21 protein-coding genes, 1 other RNA gene and 1 riboswitch are annotated in these 19,605 nt (G+C 68.2%); of the genes, 9 read left to right on the top strand and 13 right to left on the bottom strand.

The window, feature by feature from the left end; genetic code table 11:
• Nucleotides 1-75: 75 nt before the first annotated feature.
• The 5 genes from CupriaWKF_RS13240 to CupriaWKF_RS13220 form a co-directional block, all read right to left on the bottom strand.
• Nucleotides 76-888: a sulfite exporter TauE/SafE family protein gene (locus CupriaWKF_RS13240; RefSeq protein ID WP_276098312.1), complete on the bottom strand. Its 813-nt coding sequence runs from the start codon at nucleotides 886-888 to the stop codon at nucleotides 76-78.
• A 65-nt stretch (nucleotides 889-953) separates the two neighbouring features.
• Nucleotides 954-1,457, bottom strand: a complete 504-nt coding sequence (locus CupriaWKF_RS13235) for an EVE domain-containing protein (protein WP_276098311.1) — start codon at nucleotides 1,455-1,457, stop codon at nucleotides 954-956.
• A 101-nt stretch (nucleotides 1,458-1,558) separates the two neighbouring features.
• Nucleotides 1,559-1,776: non-coding RNA, 6S RNA (gene ssrS / locus CupriaWKF_RS13230), on the bottom strand.
• 267 nt (nucleotides 1,777-2,043) lie between these two features.
• A complete protein-coding gene (locus CupriaWKF_RS13225) occupies nucleotides 2,044-2,385 on the bottom strand; it encodes a cell division protein ZapA (RefSeq protein ID WP_276098310.1) in 342 nt (113 codons plus the stop codon).
• Nucleotides 2,382-2,708, bottom strand: coding sequence for a hypothetical protein (locus CupriaWKF_RS13220; RefSeq protein WP_276098309.1), 327 nt, complete (start codon nucleotides 2,706-2,708; stop codon nucleotides 2,382-2,384). The genes CupriaWKF_RS13225 and CupriaWKF_RS13220 overlap by 4 nt, the downstream gene beginning before the upstream one ends.
• 209 nt (nucleotides 2,709-2,917) lie before the next feature.
• Nucleotides 2,918-3,171, top strand: a riboswitch (cobalamin riboswitch).
• A gap of 72 nt (nucleotides 3,172-3,243) precedes the next feature.
• Between CupriaWKF_RS13220 and CupriaWKF_RS13215 the strand changes: the two genes are divergently transcribed.
• The 7 genes from CupriaWKF_RS13215 to CupriaWKF_RS13185 all read left to right on the top strand — a co-directional run bounded on the left by CupriaWKF_RS13215 (nucleotide 3,244) and on the right by CupriaWKF_RS13185 (nucleotide 10,141).
• Nucleotides 3,244-5,160 carry a TonB-dependent receptor gene (locus tag CupriaWKF_RS13215; RefSeq protein WP_276098308.1) on the top strand — a complete coding sequence of 639 codons (1,917 nt, stop codon included), beginning with the start codon at nucleotides 3,244-3,246 and terminating at the stop codon, nucleotides 5,158-5,160.
• An 18-nt stretch (nucleotides 5,161-5,178) separates the two neighbouring features.
• Nucleotides 5,179-6,186, top strand: a complete 1,008-nt coding sequence (locus CupriaWKF_RS13210) for an iron ABC transporter permease (RefSeq protein ID WP_276098307.1) — start codon at nucleotides 5,179-5,181, stop codon at nucleotides 6,184-6,186.
• A complete protein-coding gene (locus CupriaWKF_RS13205) occupies nucleotides 6,183-7,019 on the top strand; it encodes an ABC transporter ATP-binding protein (RefSeq protein ID WP_276098306.1) in 837 nt (278 codons plus the stop codon). The genes CupriaWKF_RS13210 and CupriaWKF_RS13205 overlap by 4 nt, the downstream gene beginning before the upstream one ends.
• A 104-nt stretch (nucleotides 7,020-7,123) precedes the next feature.
• Complete coding sequence (gene cobO / locus CupriaWKF_RS13200) at nucleotides 7,124-7,693, top strand: cob(I)yrinic acid a,c-diamide adenosyltransferase (protein ID WP_276100804.1); 570 nt, start codon at nucleotides 7,124-7,126, stop codon at nucleotides 7,691-7,693.
• 46 nt (nucleotides 7,694-7,739) lie between these two features.
• Nucleotides 7,740-8,780 (top strand): nicotinate-nucleotide--dimethylbenzimidazole phosphoribosyltransferase, encoded by a 1,041-nt coding sequence (gene cobT / locus CupriaWKF_RS13195; RefSeq protein WP_276098305.1) that lies wholly within the window; start codon nucleotides 7,740-7,742, stop codon nucleotides 8,778-8,780.
• A gap of 9 nt (nucleotides 8,781-8,789) precedes the next feature.
• Nucleotides 8,790-9,566, top strand: a complete 777-nt coding sequence (locus CupriaWKF_RS13190) for an adenosylcobinamide-GDP ribazoletransferase (RefSeq protein ID WP_276098304.1) — start codon at nucleotides 8,790-8,792, stop codon at nucleotides 9,564-9,566.
• Nucleotides 9,551-10,141 carry a histidine phosphatase family protein gene (locus CupriaWKF_RS13185; RefSeq protein ID WP_276098303.1) on the top strand — a complete coding sequence of 197 codons (591 nt, stop codon included), beginning with the start codon at nucleotides 9,551-9,553 and terminating at the stop codon, nucleotides 10,139-10,141. The genes CupriaWKF_RS13190 and CupriaWKF_RS13185 overlap by 16 nt, the downstream gene beginning before the upstream one ends.
• On the opposite strand, the gene CupriaWKF_RS13180 is transcribed toward CupriaWKF_RS13185, so the two are convergent.
• The 4 genes from CupriaWKF_RS13180 to cobU are packed head-to-tail and all read right to left on the bottom strand — an operon-like array spanning nucleotide 10,142 to nucleotide 13,744.
• Nucleotides 10,142-11,056, bottom strand: a complete 915-nt coding sequence (locus CupriaWKF_RS13180; RefSeq protein WP_276098302.1) for a cobalamin-binding protein — start codon at nucleotides 11,054-11,056, stop codon at nucleotides 10,142-10,144.
• 32 nt (nucleotides 11,057-11,088) lie between these two features.
• Nucleotides 11,089-12,111 (bottom strand): threonine-phosphate decarboxylase CobD, encoded by a 1,023-nt coding sequence (gene cobD / locus CupriaWKF_RS13175; RefSeq protein WP_276098301.1) that lies wholly within the window; start codon nucleotides 12,109-12,111, stop codon nucleotides 11,089-11,091.
• The gene (gene cbiB / locus CupriaWKF_RS13170; RefSeq protein ID WP_276098300.1) at nucleotides 12,108-13,088 is read right to left on the bottom strand and encodes an adenosylcobinamide-phosphate synthase CbiB; all 981 of its coding nucleotides are present in this window, start codon (nucleotides 13,086-13,088) and stop codon (nucleotides 12,108-12,110) included. The genes cobD and cbiB overlap by 4 nt, the downstream gene beginning before the upstream one ends.
• Nucleotides 13,085-13,744, bottom strand: coding sequence for a bifunctional adenosylcobinamide kinase/adenosylcobinamide-phosphate guanylyltransferase (cobU, locus tag CupriaWKF_RS13165; RefSeq protein ID WP_276098299.1), 660 nt, complete (start codon nucleotides 13,742-13,744; stop codon nucleotides 13,085-13,087). Before cobU ends, cbiB begins: the two co-directional genes overlap by 4 nt.
• Nucleotides 13,745-13,866: 122 nt before the next feature.
• Here cobU and CupriaWKF_RS13160 point away from each other — a divergent pair, with 122 nt between their 5' ends.
• Complete coding sequence (locus tag CupriaWKF_RS13160; RefSeq protein WP_276100803.1) at nucleotides 13,867-15,327, top strand: cobyric acid synthase; 1,461 nt, start codon at nucleotides 13,867-13,869, stop codon at nucleotides 15,325-15,327.
• Here CupriaWKF_RS13160 and CupriaWKF_RS13155 read toward each other — a convergent pair.
• Nucleotides 15,324-15,878 (bottom strand): GNAT family N-acetyltransferase, encoded by a 555-nt coding sequence (locus tag CupriaWKF_RS13155; RefSeq protein WP_276098298.1) that lies wholly within the window; start codon nucleotides 15,876-15,878, stop codon nucleotides 15,324-15,326. The genes CupriaWKF_RS13160 and CupriaWKF_RS13155 overlap by 4 nt on opposite strands.
• A 173-nt stretch (nucleotides 15,879-16,051) precedes the next feature.
• Here CupriaWKF_RS13155 and CupriaWKF_RS13150 point away from each other — a divergent pair, with 173 nt between their 5' ends.
• On the top strand, nucleotides 16,052-17,254 hold the full coding sequence (locus CupriaWKF_RS13150) for a PepSY-associated TM helix domain-containing protein (protein WP_276098297.1): 1,203 nt from the start codon (nucleotides 16,052-16,054) through the stop codon (nucleotides 17,252-17,254).
• Between the two features lie 132 nt (nucleotides 17,255-17,386).
• On the opposite strand, the gene panC is transcribed toward CupriaWKF_RS13150, so the two are convergent.
• From panC to CupriaWKF_RS13135, 3 genes are all read right to left on the bottom strand, one after another.
• A complete protein-coding gene (gene panC / locus CupriaWKF_RS13145) occupies nucleotides 17,387-18,235 on the bottom strand; it encodes a pantoate--beta-alanine ligase (RefSeq protein WP_276098296.1) in 849 nt (282 codons plus the stop codon).
• 150 nt (nucleotides 18,236-18,385) lie between these two features.
• On the bottom strand, nucleotides 18,386-19,270 hold the full coding sequence (locus tag CupriaWKF_RS13140; RefSeq protein ID WP_276098295.1) for a ScpA family protein: 885 nt from the start codon (nucleotides 19,268-19,270) through the stop codon (nucleotides 18,386-18,388).
• A gap of 34 nt (nucleotides 19,271-19,304) precedes the next feature.
• Complete coding sequence (locus tag CupriaWKF_RS13135) at nucleotides 19,305-19,496, bottom strand: DUF3460 family protein (RefSeq protein WP_276100802.1); 192 nt, start codon at nucleotides 19,494-19,496, stop codon at nucleotides 19,305-19,307.
• Nucleotides 19,497-19,605 lie beyond the last annotated feature (109 nt).

Here is a 19,605-nt window from a genome sequence, read left to right as displayed (position 1 = left end):
CCCAGTCAAAGTGATGGGTATGAGACGCGAACTCCCCGCAATCGTTCCCGGTACGGCCGGCGCGCGGCGGTCCCGTCAGAATGCCCTCCAGGCCTTCCAGAACATGTAGCTGGCCAGGGATAGCAGTAACACCGCGAACGCCTTCCTGAGCTGCGCCACGTCCATGCGGTGCGCGGTGCGCGCACCCAGCGGCGCCGTCAGCACGCTGGCGATGGCAATCGCCAGCAGCGCCGGCAGGTAGATATAGCCGAGCGAGCCGACTGGCAGGCCCGGCTGCTGCCAGCCGCTCCAGATGTAGCCGAGCACACTGGCTACCGCAATCGGAAAGCCCAGTGCAGCCGAGGTGGCCACTGCATTGTGGATGGGCACATTGCACCAGGTCATGAACGGCACGGAAACAAAGGCACCGCCCGCGCCGACCAGGCTGGACAGGAAGCCGATCACCGATCCCGCGCCCACCATGCCCGGCACTCCCGGCAACTGGCGGCTTGGCTCGGGGCGCCGGCTGCGCAGCATCTGCAGCGCCGAGAAGCCGACGAAGCAGGCAAATGCCAGCGACAGCCAGCTTGTCTTGAGCGCGGCGAACACCTTGCCGCCGCCGATCATGCCGCCCAGCAGGATCCCCGGCGCCAGCGCGAGCACGATCGGCCAGCGCACCGCGCCGCGCTTGTGATGGGCCCGCACCGACGACAGCGAAGTGAACAGGATGGTCCCCATCGACGTGGCGATGGCCATGTGCACGATGGCCTCGCCGGCAAAGCCGAGGCTCGTGAACAGCAGCGTGAGGAAGGGCACCATCATCATGCCGCCGCCCACGCCGAGCAGGCCGGCGCAGAAACCGGTAAAGGCGCCCAGCGCGAGCAGGGCGGGAATCAGGGCAAGACTCATGGGAAAAGAAAAACGCAGCGTCGCTGGTGGTTGTGGATGCGTCTGCCGCTGTCGGGCAGCGCGAATCAGCCCATCAGCCGCGTGGTGATGAAGCGCCATTCGGCCGGCGTGACCGGCGTGATCGAGAGCCGGTTGCCGCGCCGTAGCACGACCATATCGGCCAGTTCCTCATGCGCGCGCAGTTCCGCCAGCGGGATCAGTGCGCTCTTGCGCACGAACTTCACGTCGACGAGCTGCCAGCGCGGTTCGTCTGCCCTGGATGCCGCGTCGTAGTAATGGCTCTTCGGATCGAACTGGGTCGGATCGGGGTAGGGCTGCGAGCAGACCTCGGCGATCCCGGCAATGCCGGGTTCCGGACAGGACGAGTGGTAGAACAGCACGCCGTCGCCGATGCGCATGACGTCGCGCATGAAATTGCGTGCCTGGTAGTTGCGCACGCCGGTCCACGGCAATGTCCCTTCCGTGGCAAGGGTATCGATGCTGGCTTCGTCCGGCTCGGACTTCATCAGCCAGTACTGGCGGGCACGTGCGGGCGCTTTTTCCGTGCGGTTGTTTTCTGCGCGGCTCATGGCAGTCGGGTGCGGGTGTCTGCAATACGCGCTGCACGCGCGACGCGGCAGCGACCGGCAAGAAAAAAGGCGGTGGTCTGTGAAACCACCGCCTTTTTTGAGGGGTCCCCGCCTCGGCCGTTGGGTCGGCATCCTGAACCCAAGTGAGGTTCAGAGTGGCTGCGGAAGTCGTATTTCGGGTACATCACCCACTCAGGGAGTCCAAGCCAGGCCCGGACTATGAGTGCGGCGACGCGCTCGCCCATACGACATGATCCCGCACCATGCGATGCATATCGGTTCAAGGAGTTTATGACCCTCGCGAACCAGGCAGGGAAACTGTCAAACGTCTGACGCTCCGGACACCCCGACGTGACCAAAAACCGGACTCGCGGGCGGGATGTCAGACGTTTGCCGTTTCGAACTAGGATGGGATGAGAACGGCGGCCAGGCGCGATAACCCGGCCATTTTGCTGCACGTCTGTGGTGCCCCGTGCAGTCTGGCTACACTATACACCTCGATGTGTTGCATACCAAGTCCACCGCACCGCGTAGTTACATTTTGCAGAGCAGCGCGGCATCCAGCGCACATCGGTGCCGAGCGCGCTCAGTTCGGCTGCGCCTGCGTGCCGGTGCCAACATGCGCATATTGCCGCAAGGCCTCGTCGGCGCGCTCGTTGAGCTCGCGGATGCGCGCGCGGATGGCATCGACGGGGATTGCGCCGTCCGCCTGCTGCTTGCGCTGCAGGGCCAGCAGGTCGGACGCGATGGTGATCGCCGCCATCACCGCCACGCGCTCCACGCCCTTGGCCGAGGCGTTGTTGCGCAGCTTGTTCATCTGCGTGTCCACCAGGGCCACCGCCTCCAGCAGCGCGGCCTCGTTCTCGGGCGAGATCGCGAAGCGGTAGGGCTGGCCGGCGATATTCACTTCGACTTGCTTGTTGCTCATGCGTGTTCTCCCGAGGCCTTGTGCGCGGCGCGTTCCTGGGCCGAGGACCCGGTGTCCTCGCCGAGCAGGTCGAGCTGGCGCGAATCGCCCGCGGTGGGCAGCTTGTCCAGGATGGACTGGATGCGCAGTTGCGCTTCCTCGATCTTGATATTGAGCAGCTCGCGGTCGGCGGCCATCGCTTCGCGCTCGCCGCGCAACTGTGCGGCCTCGCCTTCCAGGCGCGCGATTTCGTCGCGCAGCCGCTGGTTCTCCGCCGCCAGGGTGTCCGCGTGATGGAGCACGCGGCCGATCTTGGCGGCCAGCTGTTCGAGTTCGTTAAGCATAGGGCCTGTCATGGTGAAGGGTGTCAGGTATCGCGATTCTAGCCGAAGCGTCGTCGCGCACAATGAAAGGCAAGGCGGATGTGACCGCCATGGCGCGCGGAAGTTGCAGGCTTCTGCGCCGAATTCGCCGTTTGCGCGTCGTTTGCGCGCCATTCATGCGTCGTCAAGGGCGGTCCGGGGGCGCATTGACTCAGCTAGGGAAACTGCCTACACTCGCGCTCGTTCCAGGTGCTCGCCATCGTGCCCGCGGCAGGGTGGCAGTTCAACGGGAAACAGGGAGCCGCGGCCGACAGACAGCTCGGCCAGGCCAACCTGTGCTGCCCCCGCAACGGTAAGCGGCCGCGATGCCTGCCCACACACGGCATCGCAGGGCTGGCCCATCGCCACTGAACCTCAAGCGTTCGGGAAGGCGGCCAGCCTGGCGTCGCCAGCCCGGATACCGGCCTGAACGCGGGCTGCCGCCCCTGCGCGGCACGCCTCATCGCCATCTGGCCCGCGGGGGAACGGGTCTGGCTGTCCTATCCATTCCTGCATCATGCGTTCATCGCTTTACAGGTCGAACCGTCCGGCGCTGCCGACGGTGCGTCCGTCCGTGGCTGTCGTGCTGGCTGCCCTGTCTTCCCTTGCCCTGAATCCTGCCGTGGCCCAGACCGCCGGGATGCCGGGCGCGTCCCAGCCGGCCGCCGACGCCGCGCCCGCGCAACTCGCGCCGGTGGTGGTCACGTCGACCCGCACCGCGCAGCCGCTCACCGAGGCCCTGCCGCATACCACGGTTGTGACGCAGGAAGATATCGTCAACTCGCAGGCACCGGACCTGCGCACGCTGCTGCGCAACCAGGCCGGCGTGGAGCTGACCACCAATGGCGGCATGGGCACGAACACCTCGCTGTTCATGCGCGGCGCCAATTCCAACCAGACACTGATCCTGATCGACGGCGTGCGCGTGTCTTCGGTGAGCAGCGGCACGGCGCAGCTGGCCAATATCCTGCCCGACCAGATCGACCATATCGAAGTGGTGCGCGGCAACGTGTCGGCGCTGTACGGTTCGGACGCAATTGGCGGCGTGGTGCAGATCTTCACCAAGAGCGGTGCTGGCCAGGCGCCGGCCGCGAACGCGCAGGTCGAATACGGCAGCAACAATACGCGCCAGGGCACGGTCGGCTACGGCGGCCAGATCGGCGACACCTCGTTCAACGTGACCGGCTCCGCGTTCAAGACCGACGGCTTCTCGTCGATCAACACGAAGCAGGCGCCGCGCGCCAACCCGAATGACAACCCGTACGAGAACCAGAGCGTATCGGCGCAGGTGAAGCACCAGTTCACGCCGAACTGGGACGCGGGCGTGGCCGGCTACTATTCGAAGAGCAAGCTGTCGTACGACAGCAGCTTCGGCCGGCCCACCGACGACAACCGCTCCAACAGCGAGCTGTACACCGTGTCGGCCTTCGTCAACGGCAAGGTGCTGCCGGACTGGGCCACGCACTTCAAGCTGGCGCAGAGCGAGGACCGCAGCGAGAACTTCCTGAATGGCGTGAACAACGGCACCTTCAACACGCGCAACCGCCAGTTCAACTGGCAGAACGAGTACGCGCTGGCACCGACACACACCTTGCTGTTCGGCACCGACTACCTGCAGCAGGAGCTGGATTCCAATTCGTACGTCGCGCCCTCGCGCAATGTCTTCTCGGTGTTCGGCGGCTATGATGGCCGCTTCGGCAAGCACCAGCTGCAACTCAACGGCCGCAACGACCACTACTCGGACTTCGGCAACCAGGGCAGCTTCTTTGCCGGCTATGGCTACAACCTGACCGATGCGCTCAAGCTGATCGCCAGCGTCAGCAACGCCTTCCGCGCGCCGACTTTCAACGAGTTGTATTTCCCGGGCTTCGGCAATCCGAACCTGCAGCCCGAGCGCGCCAAGTCGGCCGAAGCCGGGGTGCAGTACAACACGCCGCAAGCCGGCCTGCTGCGCGTGACGGCCTTTGAAACGCGCTACAACGACCTGATCGTCACGGTGGCGCAGCCCAACGGCATGTTCCTGCCGAGCAACGTCAACAAGGCCAAGGTACAGGGCCTCGAGGCCTCCTGGCGCGCGACACTATGGAACACCGATGTCGGTGCCAGCGTCACGTTCCAGAACCCGGTCGACGAGCAGACCAACACCCAGCTCGTGCGCCGTGCGCGCCGCCATGCCGCATTCGACGTGGGCCGCAATTTCGGCAACTGGCGCTTCGGCGGCGAGTGGCTGCTGTCGTCGTCGCGCCTGGACGCGGGCTCGCGCACGCTGGGCGGATACGGTATCGTCAACCTCAACGCGCGCTACAACATCGACAAGCAATGGTTCGTCGCTGCCCGGGTGGAAAACCTGTTCGACAAGAACTACCAGCTTGCCTTCCCGTACAACACGCAGGGCAGGGCGGGCTACATCACGCTGGGCTGGCGCCAGAAGTGACGGGCCGGATGGCGCGCCATGTCTGACTTCCGGCGCGCCCTCGCGGTATGGCTGGCGCTCGCGGCCGCGGTCGTGGCGGTGTTCCTGCTGTCGCTGGCGCTGGGCAGCGTGCGCATGGATGCCGGCCAGCTCTGGCAGGCGCTGACCGGCGCCGACACCGGCACCGCCGGTGCCATCGTGCGCGACCTGCGCCTGCCGCGCGCGGCGGCGGCGTTCGCATGCGGCGGCTTGCTGGCCCTGTCCGGTGCGCTGATGCAGGTGCTGCTTCGCAATCCGCTGGCCGAACCGTATGTACTGGGCGTATCCGGCGGCGCCGCCACCGGCGCGCTTGGGGCGATGCTCATGATGCTGCCGCTATGGGCCGTGCAGGGCGGTGCGGCGGGCGGTGCGCTGCTTTCGATGGTGCTGGTTGCCACGCTGGCGCGGCGCGATCTGCTGCATCCGCAGGTACAGGGCGGACACCATGAGGCCGGGGCGCGCCTGTTGCTGACTGGCGTGATCCTGGCTTCAGGCTGGGGCGCGCTGATCACGCTGATCCTCGCGATTGCGCCCGAGGCCCGGCTGCGCGGCATGCTTTTCTGGCTCACGGGCGATCTGGGCGGTACGGCCGAATATGGTGCCGCGCTCGCCATGCTGCTGCTTGCCGTGCTGCTGGCCATGCCGATGGCGCGTTCGCTCAATGTGATGCTGCTCGGTGAAACCGTGGCGCAATCGCTGGGTGTGCGAGTCGGGCGCGTGCGCCTGGCCACGTTCCTGCTCGCTTCGCTGTCGATCGCCGTGGCCATCACGACCGCCGGCTCCATCGGCTTTGTCGGCCTGGTGGTGCCGCATCTCGTGCGCCTCGCCTGGGGCAACGACCAGCGCCTGCTGCTGCCGGCCTCGGCGCTGCTTGGCGGCGCGCTGCTCATGGCTGCCGACCTGATCGCCCGCACCGTGATCGCGCCCGCGCAGCTTCCGGTGGGTGTCATCACCGCGCTGCTGGGCGTGCCGACCTTCCTCTACCTGCTGCTGCGGAGGCCACGATGACGTCATGGTCAGAACCCGCGGCCGCATGCCCGACGCTGGCGCTCCGTGATGTGAGCCTGCGCACCGGCACGCGCGTACTGCTCGAGCGCCTGTCGCTGGAGATCGCGCCGGGCCAGCTCTGGTGCGTGGCCGGGCCCAACGGCGTGGGCAAGTCCACGCTGATGGCGGTGCTGTCCGGCCTGCGCCGCGCGGATGCCGGCGGCGCCAGCCTGGATGGCACGCCGCTCGAGCGCCTGTCGCCGGCCGCACTGGCCCGCCAGCGCGCCTATCTGCCGCAGGCGGTGCATGACACCTTCTCGATGTCCGTGCTGGATGCCGTGCGCGTCGGCCGCCATCCACACCTGTCCGGCTGGGGCTGGGCCGGCCGGGACGACGATGCCGTGGTGCGCGCCGCCATCCATGCGATGGATCTCGACACCCTGTCCGCACGCGATGTGCTGACGTTGTCCGGCGGCGAACGCCAGCGCGCGGCGCTGGCCGCCGTGCTGGCGCAGCAGGCGCCGCTGCTGCTCCTCGATGAACCGGTCTCGCACCTGGACTTGCGCCACCAGATCATGGTGCTCGAAGCGCTGGCGGCGCTGGCGCGCGCCGGCCGCCACGCCATCGTCGTGATCCTGCACGACCTGAACCTGGCCCGACGCTATGCCACCCATGCGCTGCTGATGGCCGAAAATGGCACCGCGCTGCATGGGCCGGCGCATCAGGTGCTGACACCCGAACAATGCTCGCATGCGCTGCGCACGCCGATCGTCAGCGTCACGGACGGTGTGCACACCGCGCTGATTCCAGATGGATCTCCCCGCCCGGCGGGGTCATCGCACGACGAACCATGAACGACAACACGAACGACAACACGAACGACAACACGAACGACAACACGACGGAACAGACCAGCGGCCAGGACGATGCCGGCCGCGATGCGCGCCACAAGGCACGCATGGTCCGCAAGAAGGAAGTGGTCGACGCGAAGATCGCCGCCGCGCAGGACGAGCGCGGCGTGATCGTGATCACCACCGGCAACGGCAAGGGCAAGTCCAGCTCGGGCTTCGGCATGGTGGTGCGCGCGCTGGGCCACGGCATGCGCACCGGCGTCGTGCAGTTCATCAAGGGCGCGCAGCCTACCGGCGAGGAAATGTTCCTGCGCCGCTTTCCCGACGAGTGCGCTTTCCACGTAATGGGCGAAGGCTATACCTGGGAAACGCAGGACCGCGCGCGCGACGTGGCCAAGGCCGAAGCGGCCTGGGAAGTGGCCCGGGGCATGCTGCGCGACCCGTCGATCGGGCTCGTGCTGCTCGACGAACTCAATATTGCGCTCAAGCTGCACTATCTTGATGTGGAGCAGGTCGTCGCCGACCTGCGTGCGCGCCCGCCGATGCAGCACGTGGTCGTCACGGGCCGCGGGGCGCCACCGGCACTGGTGGAGGCGGCCGACACCGTGACCGACATGGTTCCTGTCAAGCACGCCTTCCAGCAGGGCATCAAGGCGCAGCGCGGCGTGGAGATGTAGCGGTACACTGCGGCCGGTCCGTTTTTACTCGTACTCATTGCGCATCATGATGTTCCCCGAAATCGCCCCTCTCGACGACGCGCTGCGTCCGGCCCTGCGGGCCGCCATCGACGACAAGACCAAGCCGCTCGGCGCGCTCGGCCGGCTGGAAGACCTTGCCATGCAGATCGGCCTGATCTGTGGCACCACGCAGCCCTCTCTCAAACGCCCCACCGTGATCGTTTTCGCGGGCGATCACGGCGTCGCTGACGCGGGCGTCAGCGCCTATCCGGCCGAAGTCACGGCGCAGATGGTGCTGAACTTCCTGAACGGCGGCGCGGCCATCAACGTGTTCTCGCGCCTGCATGGCATTGCACTCGAGGTCGTCGATGCCGGCGTGCGCGCGCCGTTGCCCGCGTCGCCGGGACTGGTCAACTGCCGGATCGCCGACGGCACGCAGAACTTTGCCGAAACGCGCGCCATGAGCGCGGAGCAAGCCAGCGCGGCGATGATGGCCGGCATGGCGCGCGTGCTGCGCGCCGCGCAGCAGGGCTGCAACGTGATCGGCTTCGGCGAGATGGGCATCGCCAACACCTCGTCGGCGGCCTGCATGATGAGCCGGCTCACGGGTCTGCCGCTGGCCGACTGCATCGGCCGCGGCACGGGGCTCGACGATGCGGGACTCGCACACAAGCGCGAGGTGCTCGAACGCGCGCTCGCACTGCACGCGGACGCCGTGGCGCCGCTCGATGTACTGGCCGCATTCGGCGGCTTCGAGATCGCGATGATGGCGGGCGCTTTCCTGGCCGCTGCGGCGAGCCGCATGGTGATCCTCGTCGACGGCTTCATTGCGTCGGCCGCGCTGCTAGTGGCGCAATGCATCGATGCCCGCGTGCTGCAGTACTGCGTGTTCTCGCACTGCTCGCACGAGCGTGGCCACCGCGCGCTGCTCGATCATTTCAAGGCCGAGCCGCTGCTGGCGCTGGACCTGCGCCTGGGCGAGGGCACCGGCGCGGCGCTGGCCTGGCCGCTGCTGGCATCGGCCACGGCCTTCCTGAACGAGATGGCCACCTTCAGCGGTGCCGGTGTCAGCGGCGCCTCGGCCTGACCGCAACGCATGGCCGACGAACTGCGCTTCTTCCTGACCGCGCTGGGCTACTTCACCCGGCTGCCGCTACCGCCGCCGCTGGCGCGCTGGGTCGGCTATGAGCCGCGTTACCTGAATGCGGCCGCGCGTTACTTTCCGTTCGTCGGCCTGCTGGTCGGTGCCGTGGCCGCGTTGGCCACGTGGGGCGCGCTGCAGTGGTGGCCACCCGGCGTGGCGGTGCTGCTGGGCATGGCGGCCACCTTGCTGCTGACAGGCGCCTTCCATGAAGACGGGCTGGCCGATTGCGTGGATGCGTTTGGCGGTGCGTGGCGGCGCGAGGACGTGCTGCGCATCATGCACGATTCGCGCATCGGCGCCTTCGGCGCCATCGCGCTGGTCGTGGCGCTGCTGCTCAAATGGCAATTGCTTGTGGCGATCGGCGCGCGCAGCGGGTTGGCCGAGTTGCTGCTGGTGCTGGTCGCCGCGCATGGCGCCAGCCGCGCCATGGCCGTGAGCTACCTGGCCACGCTGGACTATGTGCGCGACGAAGGCAAGGCCAGGCCCGTGGCGCAGCGGCCTGGGGCGACGGGGCTGGCCTTTGCGCTGCTGTGCGGGGCCGCGCCGCTGGTGCTCGTGTCGCCGGCCTTTGCTGGCGTGACGCTGGCCGCGCTGGCGATCCTGCGCATATTGCTGGGCCGCTATTTCGTGCGCCGCATCGGCGGCTATACGGGCGACTGTCTCGGCATGGCCCAGCAACTGGCCGAACTGCTGATCTACCTGGTGGCCGCGGCATGGACGTGGTCCTGATCCGCCACGCGCGGCCCGATATCGGCCCCGGTATCTGCTACGGCCGCCTGGACCTGTGCCTGGCCGCGCCGGTTGCGCCGGCGCCAGCGGCCATCGTTGCGGCGCTGCCGACACCGCATCGCGTGCTGACGAGCCCACTGCGGCGCGCCGCGGACACGGCCCGGCTGCTGCTGCAGGCCTTGCCCGCGCACACGCTGGAGCCCGAGTTCGAGCCGCGCCTTGCCGAGATCGACTTCGGCGCGTGGGAAGGGCGCGCATGGGACGACATCGCGCGTGGCGAGCTCGACGCGCTCGCACAGGACCTGCTCGATGCCTGCCCGCACGGCGGCGAGACCGCGGCGCAGGTCATGGCGCGTGTGTCCGGCTGGGCAGAGTCGCTGGCTCAGCCGGCTTCGCCCGACGCCTGTCTGTGGGTAATCGGCCACGCGGGACCCATGCGCATGCTGGCCGCCCACTGGCTCGGCCTGCCGCTGGCGACGACGCTGGGTTGGGAGCTGGGCTTTGGCGCGAGCTGCCGGTTCCGTCTCGGCCACGGCATGCCGCAGCTCGCGTGGTGGAACCGCAGCGCGGGTTGATCAGCGCGCGGGCCGGCGGCTGCGCGCCGTGTCGAGGTCCTTGCAGATCTGCTCGGCGCCCTGCACCACGCGCGGGCCGGCGCGGTTGACGAGGTCGCCGTTGATCGTGAACAGATTGCCGCGTGCCACCGCCGTGACCTGCTTCCATTTCTCCCACATCGCAAAATCCGCCAGCGGCCGGTCCGATTGCGTGGCGCCCGCGCCTGCGGTCAGCATGACTTCCGGATTGCCGGCCACCACAGCCTCCACCGACACGGTGGGCACCAATGGCGATTCAGCGGCAAACAGGTTGCGGCCGCCGCACAGCGCAAGCAGGTCGCTGACCAGGTGCTGGCCATTGAGCGTCATCAGCGGCTGCTGCCAGACCTGGTAGAACACCGTGACGGGCGGCTTGCCCGCGTAGGTCTTGCGCAGCGTCGCCACGCGCTGGCGGAAATCGTCCGCGGCACGGCGGGCCACGGCTTCGGTGCCCAGCAATGTGCCGAGCTTTTCCAGGTTCTCGGGAATCGCATCGAGCCGGCGCGGCTCGCTGTAGAACAGCGGCAGCCCAAGTGCGCGCAGGCGGTCGGTCTGCTTCTGCGCATTGCCGTGGCGCCACACCACGATCAGGTCCGGCTTGAGCGCGGCAATGCGTTCGAGGTCCAGCGCCTTGTTGTCGCCGACGCGCGGAATATCACGCGCCTGCGGTGGGTAGTCGCTGTAGCTGACGGTGCCGACGATGCGCTCGCCGCCGCCCGCGGCGTAGATCAGCTCGGTCACGTGCGGGGCCAGCGACACCACGCGCCGGGCGGGCTGGGCGAGCGTGACAGTCTGGCCGGCGTCGTCGACGACGGAAATGGCGGCCATGGCCGGCGCGGCAGCGCAGAGCCATGCAGCGGCAGCAAGGTGGCGTATGAGGGCAGTACGATCGGACATCGGCTGGATGAGCGGGTTCGCAGTGGTGGCATTCAGCGGCGCATCACGGCAGCCAGCGCGGCTTCCAGGTGCTGCCATGCGTGCTGTGTGTCGGGCGGCAGGCCAAGGCGCAGGCCCGGCGGGCAGTCGCCGGCGGCATCGAAGCGGCGGGTCCAGACGCCATGCAGGGCCAGCGCATCGTGCAGTCGGGCCGCCTCTTCATGGGGCACCCAGCAGAACAGCGGTTGCATCACTGCCTGCAGGCCGTAGCGATGCAGCAGTGCCGACAGGCGCTCGCCCCATGCGGCCAGCCTGTCACGGTTGGCAGCCTGCCAGCCGGCATCGGCCAGCGCCGCGCGGGCGATCACGCGCGCCGGGCCCGATACGGTCCAGTGGCCCAGGCGCTCATGCAGCGCATCGAGCAGCGCGCGCTCGCCGAGTACGAAGCCGCAGCGGACGCCGGCGAGCCCGTAGAACTTGCCAAGCGAGCGCAGCACTACGAGGCCTGGTGCGCCGCTGTGAGCCGCGATGGAGTGTCCCGGCGTGCAGTCGATGAAGGCTTCGTCGACGACCAGGGTGCCGGTGCGCCGGGCGAGGGTCGCGTGCCAGCCCAGCAGCGTTTTTGCTGGGAGCAGGCGGCCGGTCGGATTGTTCGGATTGACCACGACCAGGTGGTCCAGGCCATCAGCCAGCGAAGGCTGCGCAAAATCCGCTTCGCCGAGCAGCACGACTTCATGGCCGGCAGCGGCGAACGCAGGGGCGTACTCGCTGTATCCGAGCGCGGCCACGCCGACGCGTCCGCGCGCGAGCTGTTGCGGCAACGTGCGGATTGCGGCCTGTGAGCCGGCGACCGGCAGCGCCTGCCGAGCGCCGAACGCGCGTGCGGCGATGTCCGCGAGACCGTCGTCGTCCTCGGGCAGGCGCTGCCAGGCCTCGGCCGGAATCGGGGGAACCGGATAGCCCGACGGATTGATGCCGGTGGACAGGTCCAGCCATCCGGCGGCGGGCCGTCCGTAGCGGCGCACGGCTGCCTGCAGGTCGCCGCCGTGGCGGATGGGAGCCAGTGCGGGTCTCATCGGGATAGCAGGGCGGGAAACGCGTACAGGGCCGCTGCGCTCGCCAGGGCCAGCGCGAGCCATAGCCACAACGTGCGCCGCACCAGCCGCAGGCAGGCCAGCACATGGCCGGCGTCAGGCCGGGCGCCGGTGCCCAGGGGCGGACGTGCCTCGAGTTCACCGTGGTAGCGGGCCGGACCGCCCAGCGCCACGCCTATCGCACCGGCGCCGGCGGCCATTACCGGGCCCGCGTTGGGGCTGGACCAGGCCGGCGCCTGCGTCCGCCAGCACCGCAGGGCTTGCGCGGTGGTGCCGAGCAGCGCATAGGACAGCGCCGTCAGCCGCGCGGGCGCGAGGTTGAGAACATCGTCAAGCCGCGCGGCAGCCCAGCCGAAATACCGCAGGCGCGGCGTGCGGTAGCCCCACATCGCATCGAGTGTATTTGCCAGCCGGAACGCGATCACCGCGGGCGCGCCGCCCACGAGGAACCAGAACAGCGCGCCGAAGATCGCGTCGTTGCCATTCTCCAGCGCCGATTCGCATGCGGCGCGCGCCAGCGCTTCACTGTCGGCATCGGCCGTGTCGCGTGACACGACGCGAGCGGTCAGTGCGCGTGCCGCGCCAAGGTCGGCACGTGCCAGCGCCTCGGCGATCGGCGCGATGTGCTGGTACAGGCTGCGCGCGCCCAGCGCCGCGTAGAGCGCGACGACGTGCACCATCCAGCCGAGCCACGGATGCCACCCGGTTGCAGCGTCGGCCAGCAGCGAGACCAGCGCCGCCGGCACCAGCACCATCAACGACCACGCAGCAATGCCCGCGATTCGCTGGCGCCAGGCGGGCGTGGTCTGTGGAGATCGATTGAAGCGGTGTTCCAGCGCATTGGCGAGACGGCCGAAGCCGGCCAGCGGATGCCAGCGCCTGGGCTCGCCCAGCCACTGGTCCAGCAGCACGCCCGCCAGCGCCGCGGCCGCGCAAGCTGGCCAGGACAACGTGATCATGCCGGGTCAGGGCCTTTGACGGGAACAGGAATGCCGGCGACCAGCAGCCGCACGCAATCGGCGGCCGCAGCCAGCTTCTGGTTCAGGCGGCCGAGTTCATCGACATAGAAACGGGTGATCGCGCCCATCGGCACCACGCCGAAGCCGATCTCGTTCGATACCAGGATCACGTGGCCGGGCAGCGTGGGCAGGGCGTTGAGCAGCGCTTCGATTTCTTCGGTGAAGACGTCCGGCGGCGTGATCACGCCATGCTCGGGATACGCGCGGTCTTTCGGGAACAGCAGGTTGTTGAGCCACAGCGTGACGCAATCCACCAGGATGCAGCCGTCATGGCGTGCATGCGCGTAAAGCGTATCGGCCAGGCGGATCGGTTCTTCAACCAGCTGCCAGTCGGCCGGCCGGCGTGCGCGGTGCAGTGCGATGCGCAGCTCCAGCTCTTCGTCGGTCTGGTCCGGGTCCTGGCGCGCAGTGGCAACGTAGGTGACCGGCCCGCCCTTGATGGTGGCGTGGTCGGTCGCCAGCTGCTCGGCGTAATGGCTCTTGCCCGAGCGTGCGCCGCCGAGCACCAGCGTGAGCTGGCGCGGGCCATGGCCGTTCGCGGCTCGGCGGGGCTCGGCGGCCGTGGCGGACGCGGTATCGGTGGCCGGTGTTTCCATCCGGGTATTGTAGCGGTCGCATCCGGTCGTCGCACGGACGGATGAGATAATCGGCCGCTATGCAATGTGATGCTTCTGAAACTAGGGACAACGGCGACATGGGTACCTTGCGCGGCACGCTGATGGTCCAGGGCACGACTTCCGACGCCGGCAAGAGCACGATCGTCGCGGGCCTGTGCCGCGTGCTGGCCCGCGCCGGCACGCGCGTGGTGCCATTCAAGCCGCAGAACATGGCGCTGAACAGCGCCGTGACGGCCGACGGCGGCGAGATCGGCCGCGCCCAGGCGCTGCAGGCGCTGGCCGCCGGGCTGGCGCCGCATACCGACATGAACCCGGTGCTGCTCAAGCCCAGCAGCGACACCGGCGCGCAGATCATCATCCACGGCCAGGCCCGGCTCGACCTCGACGCGCGCGCCTATCACGCCTACAAGCCCGAGGCCATGAAGGCGGTGCTGGCCTCGCACACGCGGCTGGCGCAGGCCTATGACGTGGTCGTGGTGGAGGGCGCCGGCAGCCCCGCCGAAATCAACCTGCGCGACCGCGACATCGCCAACATGGGTTTTGCCGAGCGCGTCGATTGCCCGGTCGTGCTGGTGGCCGACATCGACCGCGGCGGTGTCTTCGCGCACCTCGTGGGCACGCTGGATTGCCTGTCGGACAGCGAGCGCGCGCGCGTCACCGGCTTCATCGTCAACCGCTTCCGCGGCGATATCCGCCTGCTGGAGCCAGGGCTGGACTGGCTGGAGGCGCGCACCGGCAAGCCGGTATTCGGCGTGCTGCCCTACTTGCACGGCCTGCATCTCGATGCGGAAGACGCCATCATCGGCACGCAGTCGGCCAAGCTCGGCGCGGCGGACACGCTGCTGCGCGTGATCGTGCCGGTGCTGCCGCGCATCTCGAACCATACCGATTTTGACGCGCTGCGCGCCCACCCGCAGGTGGACCTGCGCTTTATCGGGCCCGGCATGCCGGTGCCGCCGGCGGACCTCGTGATCCTGCCCGGCAGCAAGAGCGTGCGCGCCGACCTGGACTTCCTGCGTGCCAATGGCTGGGAGCCGGCGCTGCAGCGGCACCTGCGTTATGGCGGCAAGGTGATCGGCATCTGCGGCGGCATGCAGATGCTGGGCCGGCAGATCCACGATCCCGCCGGGCATGAAGGGCCGGCGGGCAGCAGCGCCGGCTTCGGCTGGCTCGACTATGAGACCACGCTTGCGCCGCACAAGCAGCTTCGCCGCGTCAGCGGCCGGCTGGCAGGCGCCGATGCGGCGGTCGCCGGCTACGAAATCCACATGGGCGTCAGCGCCGGTGCGGCGCTCGACAGCCCGGCGCTATGGCTGGAAGCGGGCGATGGCACCGCACGCCCCGATGGTGCCTGTTCCGAAGACGGCCAGGTGCTGGCGACCTACGTGCACGGCCTGTTCGACGAGCCGGCGGCCTGTCAGGCGCTGCTGCGCTGGGCCGGGCTGGACGGGGCGCAAGGGATCGACATGGCGGCCCTGCGCGAGGCTTCGATCGAGCGGCTGGCCGACAGCGTCGCCAGCCATCTCGACCTGCGCGCCATGTTCGCGCCGCTGTGCCGCTAACGGGTTGTCGGCTGCAGCCGTGCGAGCAGCGCCGGGACGTCGTTCCAGGTCACCCGCCGGACCGCCACGATGATGTCCGTACCGGGAAACGGGTCCTCGAAGCTTTCGGATTCGTGGCTGTCCAGTCTGCGGTAGAACTCGCGCGCCTGGTCGTTGGCGTCGAGCACATACAGGAACAACGGGCGGCCCGGCCAGCCTGTGGCCACGCGCGCCGCGCAGTGGGCCAGCAGGCGCTTGCCTAGCCCATGCCCGTGGAAGGCCGGCAGCACGTGCAGATTGTCCAGGTAGATGCCATGGGAAGGTTCCGCATTGGGCATCAGGCACGCGAAGCCAGCGGGCTCGCCATCGACACGGGCCAGCGTCACTTCGAGTGGCGCTTCGGCGCCATTGCACAAGCGCGCATGCCAGGCCGCACGGCGCTCGGCCGGTGCGGTATGTGCCAGGTATTCTTGCGGCAGCAAGCCGGCGTAAGTGCGGCGCCAGCTTTCAGCGTGCAGGGCCGCCACCAGGTTGGCGTCGGCGCAGGTGGCGGGCGTCAGGGCGACAGGCATGGATCGTGGCGGTCAGTGGCGGGGTGGGGCCTCATTCTGCCGCATCGGCACGCGGCCACCTGTCGGCATCCCGCCTCCTGTTAGAATTGCGAATCTTTCCCATTTGCATTGCTTGGCCCGTGGCATGCATCGTGCGCCATTTCCGCCGGCCTTCGCATTCCCTTCTGTCGCCCATGGTCACTGGCCGCCTTCGCGTCGTCATCGTCAAGCTGCACCTGTATATCGGCCTGGTTTTCGGCCTGTTGTTCGTCCTGATGGGGCTCACCGGCACCACCATTGCGTGGCGCGACGAGCTCGACGCGTGGCTGAACCCCGAGCTGCTGGTGGCATCGGCGCCGGTGTCGATGCCGGTGTCGCCCGATACCGTGCAGGCGGTCACCGAGCGCCTGTCCGGTCCCGGCTACGGCAAGCCCAACCTGCTGATGCTGCCGGTCGACGAACATGGCGTCTTTGTCGCCTGGTACCCGATCAAGGTGCCCGATGGCGCCGTGCCAGGGCGTTCGCGCCAGGTGATGATCGACCCGGTCACGTTCGAGGTGAAGGGCGAGCGCGTGTGGGGCGAGCCCGGCCTGTCGCGCCGGCAACTGCTGCCGACGCTGTTCCACCTGCATCGATACCTGCTCAGCGGCGAGACCGGCAAGACCATCACCGGCGTGGGTGGCATGATGCTGCTGATCACCGTGCTGCTCGGCATCGTGGCATGGTGGCCGAAGCTGCGGCCGCGTTCGGTGCTGCAGGCGTTCCGCATCACGCATGGGGGATCGTGGTCGCGCTTCACCTATACGCTGCATCGCGCGGGCGGCATTTTTGCCGCGCCGGTGCTGGCGATCATCGCCTTCTCGGGCTGGTATCTGAACCTGCCGAAATGGGTCACGCCGATCGTGTCCAGCGTGATGACCGTGACGCCGCCGGCGAGGCACGTGTCGGCGCCGGTCGAGCCCGGCGCGCGGCCGCTGGGCGCGGCGCGGATGATGGCGGCCGCGCAGGCCGAATACCCGGATGCCGCCGTGACCCGTATCAGCTTCCCGCGCAAGGCGGGCGATGCCTATGAGGTGCGCCTGCGCCAGCCGGGCGAGGTGCGCAAGGACAGCGGCGCCACGCGCCTGTGGCTAGATGCCTATACCGGCCGGCGGCTCGGCGTGCGCGATCCCGCTGATGCGCCGGCGGGCGACACCTTCCTGAACTGGCTGTTCCCGCTGCATACCGGCGAGGCCTTCGGCGTGCCGGGCAGGGTGTTCATCACCGTATTCGGGCTGGCGCCGCTGATGTTTGCCATCACGGGCGTGCTGATCTGGTGGAAGCGCCGGCGCGGGCACCGGCGCCATGTGGTTAAGGCGAGCCAGCGGGGCGGGGGGATGCGTGGGCTTGAAGTGTGAGGGGTTTGGGGGGATGGTGGGGTTGTCGTGCTTGGCAGGCGCCCCAATCATCACCACAAGCCCCCCGCCGGCGACGCCGGCGAAACAGCGGCGCATGCCAAGCACGACAACCCATCACCCCAAATTCGCCCCTCAAATCTCCAGATTGTCGATCAGCCGCGTAGCCCCCAGCTTAGCCGCCGTCAGCACCACCAGCGGTTCACCGGCGGCGAATTCCTCGCGCGTCGGCGCCTGCAGGTTGCTGCGCTTGCGGATGGCCACGTAGTCCGGCTTCCAGCCGCGCTGGGCCAGTGCGGCGCACGCGTTGGCCTCGACGGTCTGCAGTTGCGTGGCCGCGCGGTCGCTGCCCAGCACGGTGTCGCGCACATCGTGCAGCGTGCGGTAGAGCATGGGCGCCTCGGCGCGCTCGGCTTCGCTCAGATAGCGGTTGCGCGACGACAGCGCCAGGCCGTCGTCGGAACGCACGGTTTCCGCTGGCACGATCTCGATCGGCAGCGCGAACTGCTGGACCATGCGGCGCACAATCATCAACTGCTGGTAGTCCTTCTTGCCGAATACCGCCACGCGCGGCTGCGCGCACGTGAACAGCTTCATCACCACGGTGCAGACGCCCTTGAAGAAGCCCGGACGGAACTCGCCTTCGAGGATATCGCCAAGGTCGTGCGGAGGATCGATGCGGTACTCCTGCGGCTCCGGGTACATATCGCGCTCGGTCGGGGCGAACAGCACATACACCCCTTCGCTTTGCAGCTTCTCGATGTCGTCCTGCAAGGTGCGCGGATACTTGTCGAAATCCTCATTCGGGCCGAATTGCAGGCGGTTGACGAAGATCGAGGCCACCACCGGGTCCCCATGCTGGCGTGCCAGGCGCATCAGCGACAGGTGGCCTTCGTGCAGGTTGCCCATGGTCGGGACGAACGCGACACGGTTTTGCCCGCGCAACTGGTCACGCAGCTCTTGGATGGAGGAAATGACTTTCATGAACTTGGTGTGCTGTCGTGGTATGGGTGACCCTGGCGCCTTCTGGCGGGCGCGCCGACATGCCCTGCCGGGCCTTGTGCGGCCTCTTCAAGGGTTGTCGGCGGATTGTAGAACATGTGGCTGCGCGGCGGGCTCGGCGCGGCGGGGAGGTCAGGTCGGGGTGTACGCCAATCGCACATAAATTGGCGCGAACGGCTCGGCCTGCGTGATCTCCACCAGCGATTCGCGCGACAGCTCCAGCATGGCGATGAAGTTCACGACCACCACGGGCACGCCCTTGCCGGAGCGGATGGCGTCGTCGAACAGCTCGGTGAATTCCATGAAGCGCGCGTGCTGCAGCCGGCGCAGGATCTGGCTCATATGCTCGCGCACCGACAGTTCTTCACGCGAGATCTTGTGGTGCTGGTTGAGCTTGGCCCGCTTGAGCACGTCGGCCCACGCTGCCTGCAGGTCGATCGTTTCCACGTCCGGGAAACGCGGCGCCAGGCTTTGCTCGATATAAACCTGCGAGCGCAGGAAGTCGCGGCCCAGCTGCGGCACGGTGTCCAGGCGCTGCGCGGCCAGCTTCATCTGCTCGTATTCGAGCAGGCGGCGCACCAGCTCGGCGCGCGGATCCTCGGCATCCTCGTCGCTGTCGGCCTTCTTGACCGGCAGCAGCATGCGCGACTTGATCTCGATGAGCATCGCCGCCATCAGCAGGTACTCGGCCGCCAGCTCCAGATTGGTCTTGCGGATCTGCTCGATGTACGAGAGGTACTGCCGGGTGACCTGCGACATCGGGATGTCCAGGACGTTGAAGTTCTGCTTGCGGATCAGGTACAGCAGCAGGTCCAGCGGGCCCTCGAACGCCTCCAGGAAGATCTCGAGTGCGTCGGGCGGGATGTAGAGGTCCTGCGGCAGCTTGAACAGCGGTTCGCCATACAGGCGCGCGAACGCCATGCCGTCAACCACATCGGCCGGGCCGCCCGGCTGCGCCGGCGGCGCGGCATGCAGTTCCACGGCAAGCGGCAGCTTGTCCTGATCGCTCGGGTTCATGGATGGCGTGCGTTATCCGCCACTTCAGAGCGAATCAGTTGTCCAACGAGTAGACGTAGGGCTTTTGCGCCACACGCGAAGCCTGGGCGCGGGTGCGCTCGTCGAGGTCGATCGGTTCCTTGTCCCACAGCAGGGCGCGGCCTTCGCGCTGCTCGGTTTCGAGGGCGGGACGTTCCTGCTTCAGCGATTTCAGGAACTGCGTGATTTCCGATTCGTACATGGCCATGGTGGGATTCTGGTAATGCGCCGCGAGGCGGCAGAAGGTACGGTGCGGCAGGATTTTACAGTATTCGGTCCCTGCCACGGTCCGTTCCACGGTGCCGGAATGCCGCCAG

The organism is Cupriavidus sp. WKF15, assembly GCF_029278605.1.
Lineage (GTDB): Bacteria > Pseudomonadota > Gammaproteobacteria > Burkholderiales > Burkholderiaceae > Cupriavidus.
Note: the sequence above shows the minus strand (reverse complement) of the source record. Positions and strands in the feature narration are given on the sequence as shown.

Excerpts from the sequence above, each read along its gene's own strand:
- cobO (WP_276100804.1), top strand. The coding sequence starts at position 7,124 with ATGGTCCGCAAGAAGGAAGTGGTCGACGCGAAGATCGCCGCCGCGCAG.
- CupriaWKF_RS13225 (WP_276098310.1), bottom strand. The coding sequence starts at position 2,385 with ATGAGCAACAAGCAAGTCGAAGTGAATATCGCCGGCCAGCCCTACCGC.
- CupriaWKF_RS13215 (WP_276098308.1), top strand. The coding sequence starts at position 3,244 with ATGCGTTCATCGCTTTACAGGTCGAACCGTCCGGCGCTGCCGACGGTG.
- CupriaWKF_RS13210 (WP_276098307.1), top strand. The coding sequence starts at position 5,179 with ATGTCTGACTTCCGGCGCGCCCTCGCGGTATGGCTGGCGCTCGCGGCC.
- cbiB (WP_276098300.1), bottom strand. The coding sequence starts at position 13,088 with ATGATCACGTTGTCCTGGCCAGCTTGCGCGGCCGCGGCGCTGGCGGGC.
- CupriaWKF_RS13235 (WP_276098311.1), bottom strand. The coding sequence starts at position 1,457 with ATGAGCCGCGCAGAAAACAACCGCACGGAAAAAGCGCCCGCACGTGCC.
- cobU (WP_276098299.1), bottom strand. The coding sequence starts at position 13,744 with ATGGAAACACCGGCCACCGATACCGCGTCCGCCACGGCCGCCGAGCCC.
- cobT (WP_276098305.1), top strand. The coding sequence starts at position 7,740 with ATGATGTTCCCCGAAATCGCCCCTCTCGACGACGCGCTGCGTCCGGCC.
- CupriaWKF_RS13190 (WP_276098304.1), top strand. The coding sequence starts at position 8,790 with ATGGCCGACGAACTGCGCTTCTTCCTGACCGCGCTGGGCTACTTCACC.
- CupriaWKF_RS13220 (WP_276098309.1), bottom strand. The coding sequence starts at position 2,708 with ATGCTTAACGAACTCGAACAGCTGGCCGCCAAGATCGGCCGCGTGCTC.
- CupriaWKF_RS13240 (WP_276098312.1), bottom strand. The coding sequence starts at position 888 with ATGAGTCTTGCCCTGATTCCCGCCCTGCTCGCGCTGGGCGCCTTTACC.
- CupriaWKF_RS13140 (WP_276098295.1), bottom strand. The coding sequence starts at position 19,270 with ATGAACCCGAGCGATCAGGACAAGCTGCCGCTTGCCGTGGAACTGCAT.
- CupriaWKF_RS13205 (WP_276098306.1), top strand. The coding sequence starts at position 6,183 with ATGACGTCATGGTCAGAACCCGCGGCCGCATGCCCGACGCTGGCGCTC.
- CupriaWKF_RS13150 (WP_276098297.1), top strand. The coding sequence starts at position 16,052 with ATGGTCACTGGCCGCCTTCGCGTCGTCATCGTCAAGCTGCACCTGTAT.
- CupriaWKF_RS13135 (WP_276100802.1), bottom strand. The coding sequence starts at position 19,496 with ATGGCCATGTACGAATCGGAAATCACGCAGTTCCTGAAATCGCTGAAG.
- panC (WP_276098296.1), bottom strand. The coding sequence starts at position 18,235 with ATGAAAGTCATTTCCTCCATCCAAGAGCTGCGTGACCAGTTGCGCGGG.
- CupriaWKF_RS13155 (WP_276098298.1), bottom strand. The coding sequence starts at position 15,878 with ATGCCTGTCGCCCTGACGCCCGCCACCTGCGCCGACGCCAACCTGGTG.
- cobD (WP_276098301.1), bottom strand. The coding sequence starts at position 12,111 with ATGAGACCCGCACTGGCTCCCATCCGCCACGGCGGCGACCTGCAGGCA.
- CupriaWKF_RS13180 (WP_276098302.1), bottom strand. The coding sequence starts at position 11,056 with ATGTCCGATCGTACTGCCCTCATACGCCACCTTGCTGCCGCTGCATGG.
- CupriaWKF_RS13160 (WP_276100803.1), top strand. The coding sequence starts at position 13,867 with ATGGTCCAGGGCACGACTTCCGACGCCGGCAAGAGCACGATCGTCGCG.
- CupriaWKF_RS13185 (WP_276098303.1), top strand. The coding sequence starts at position 9,551 with ATGGACGTGGTCCTGATCCGCCACGCGCGGCCCGATATCGGCCCCGGT.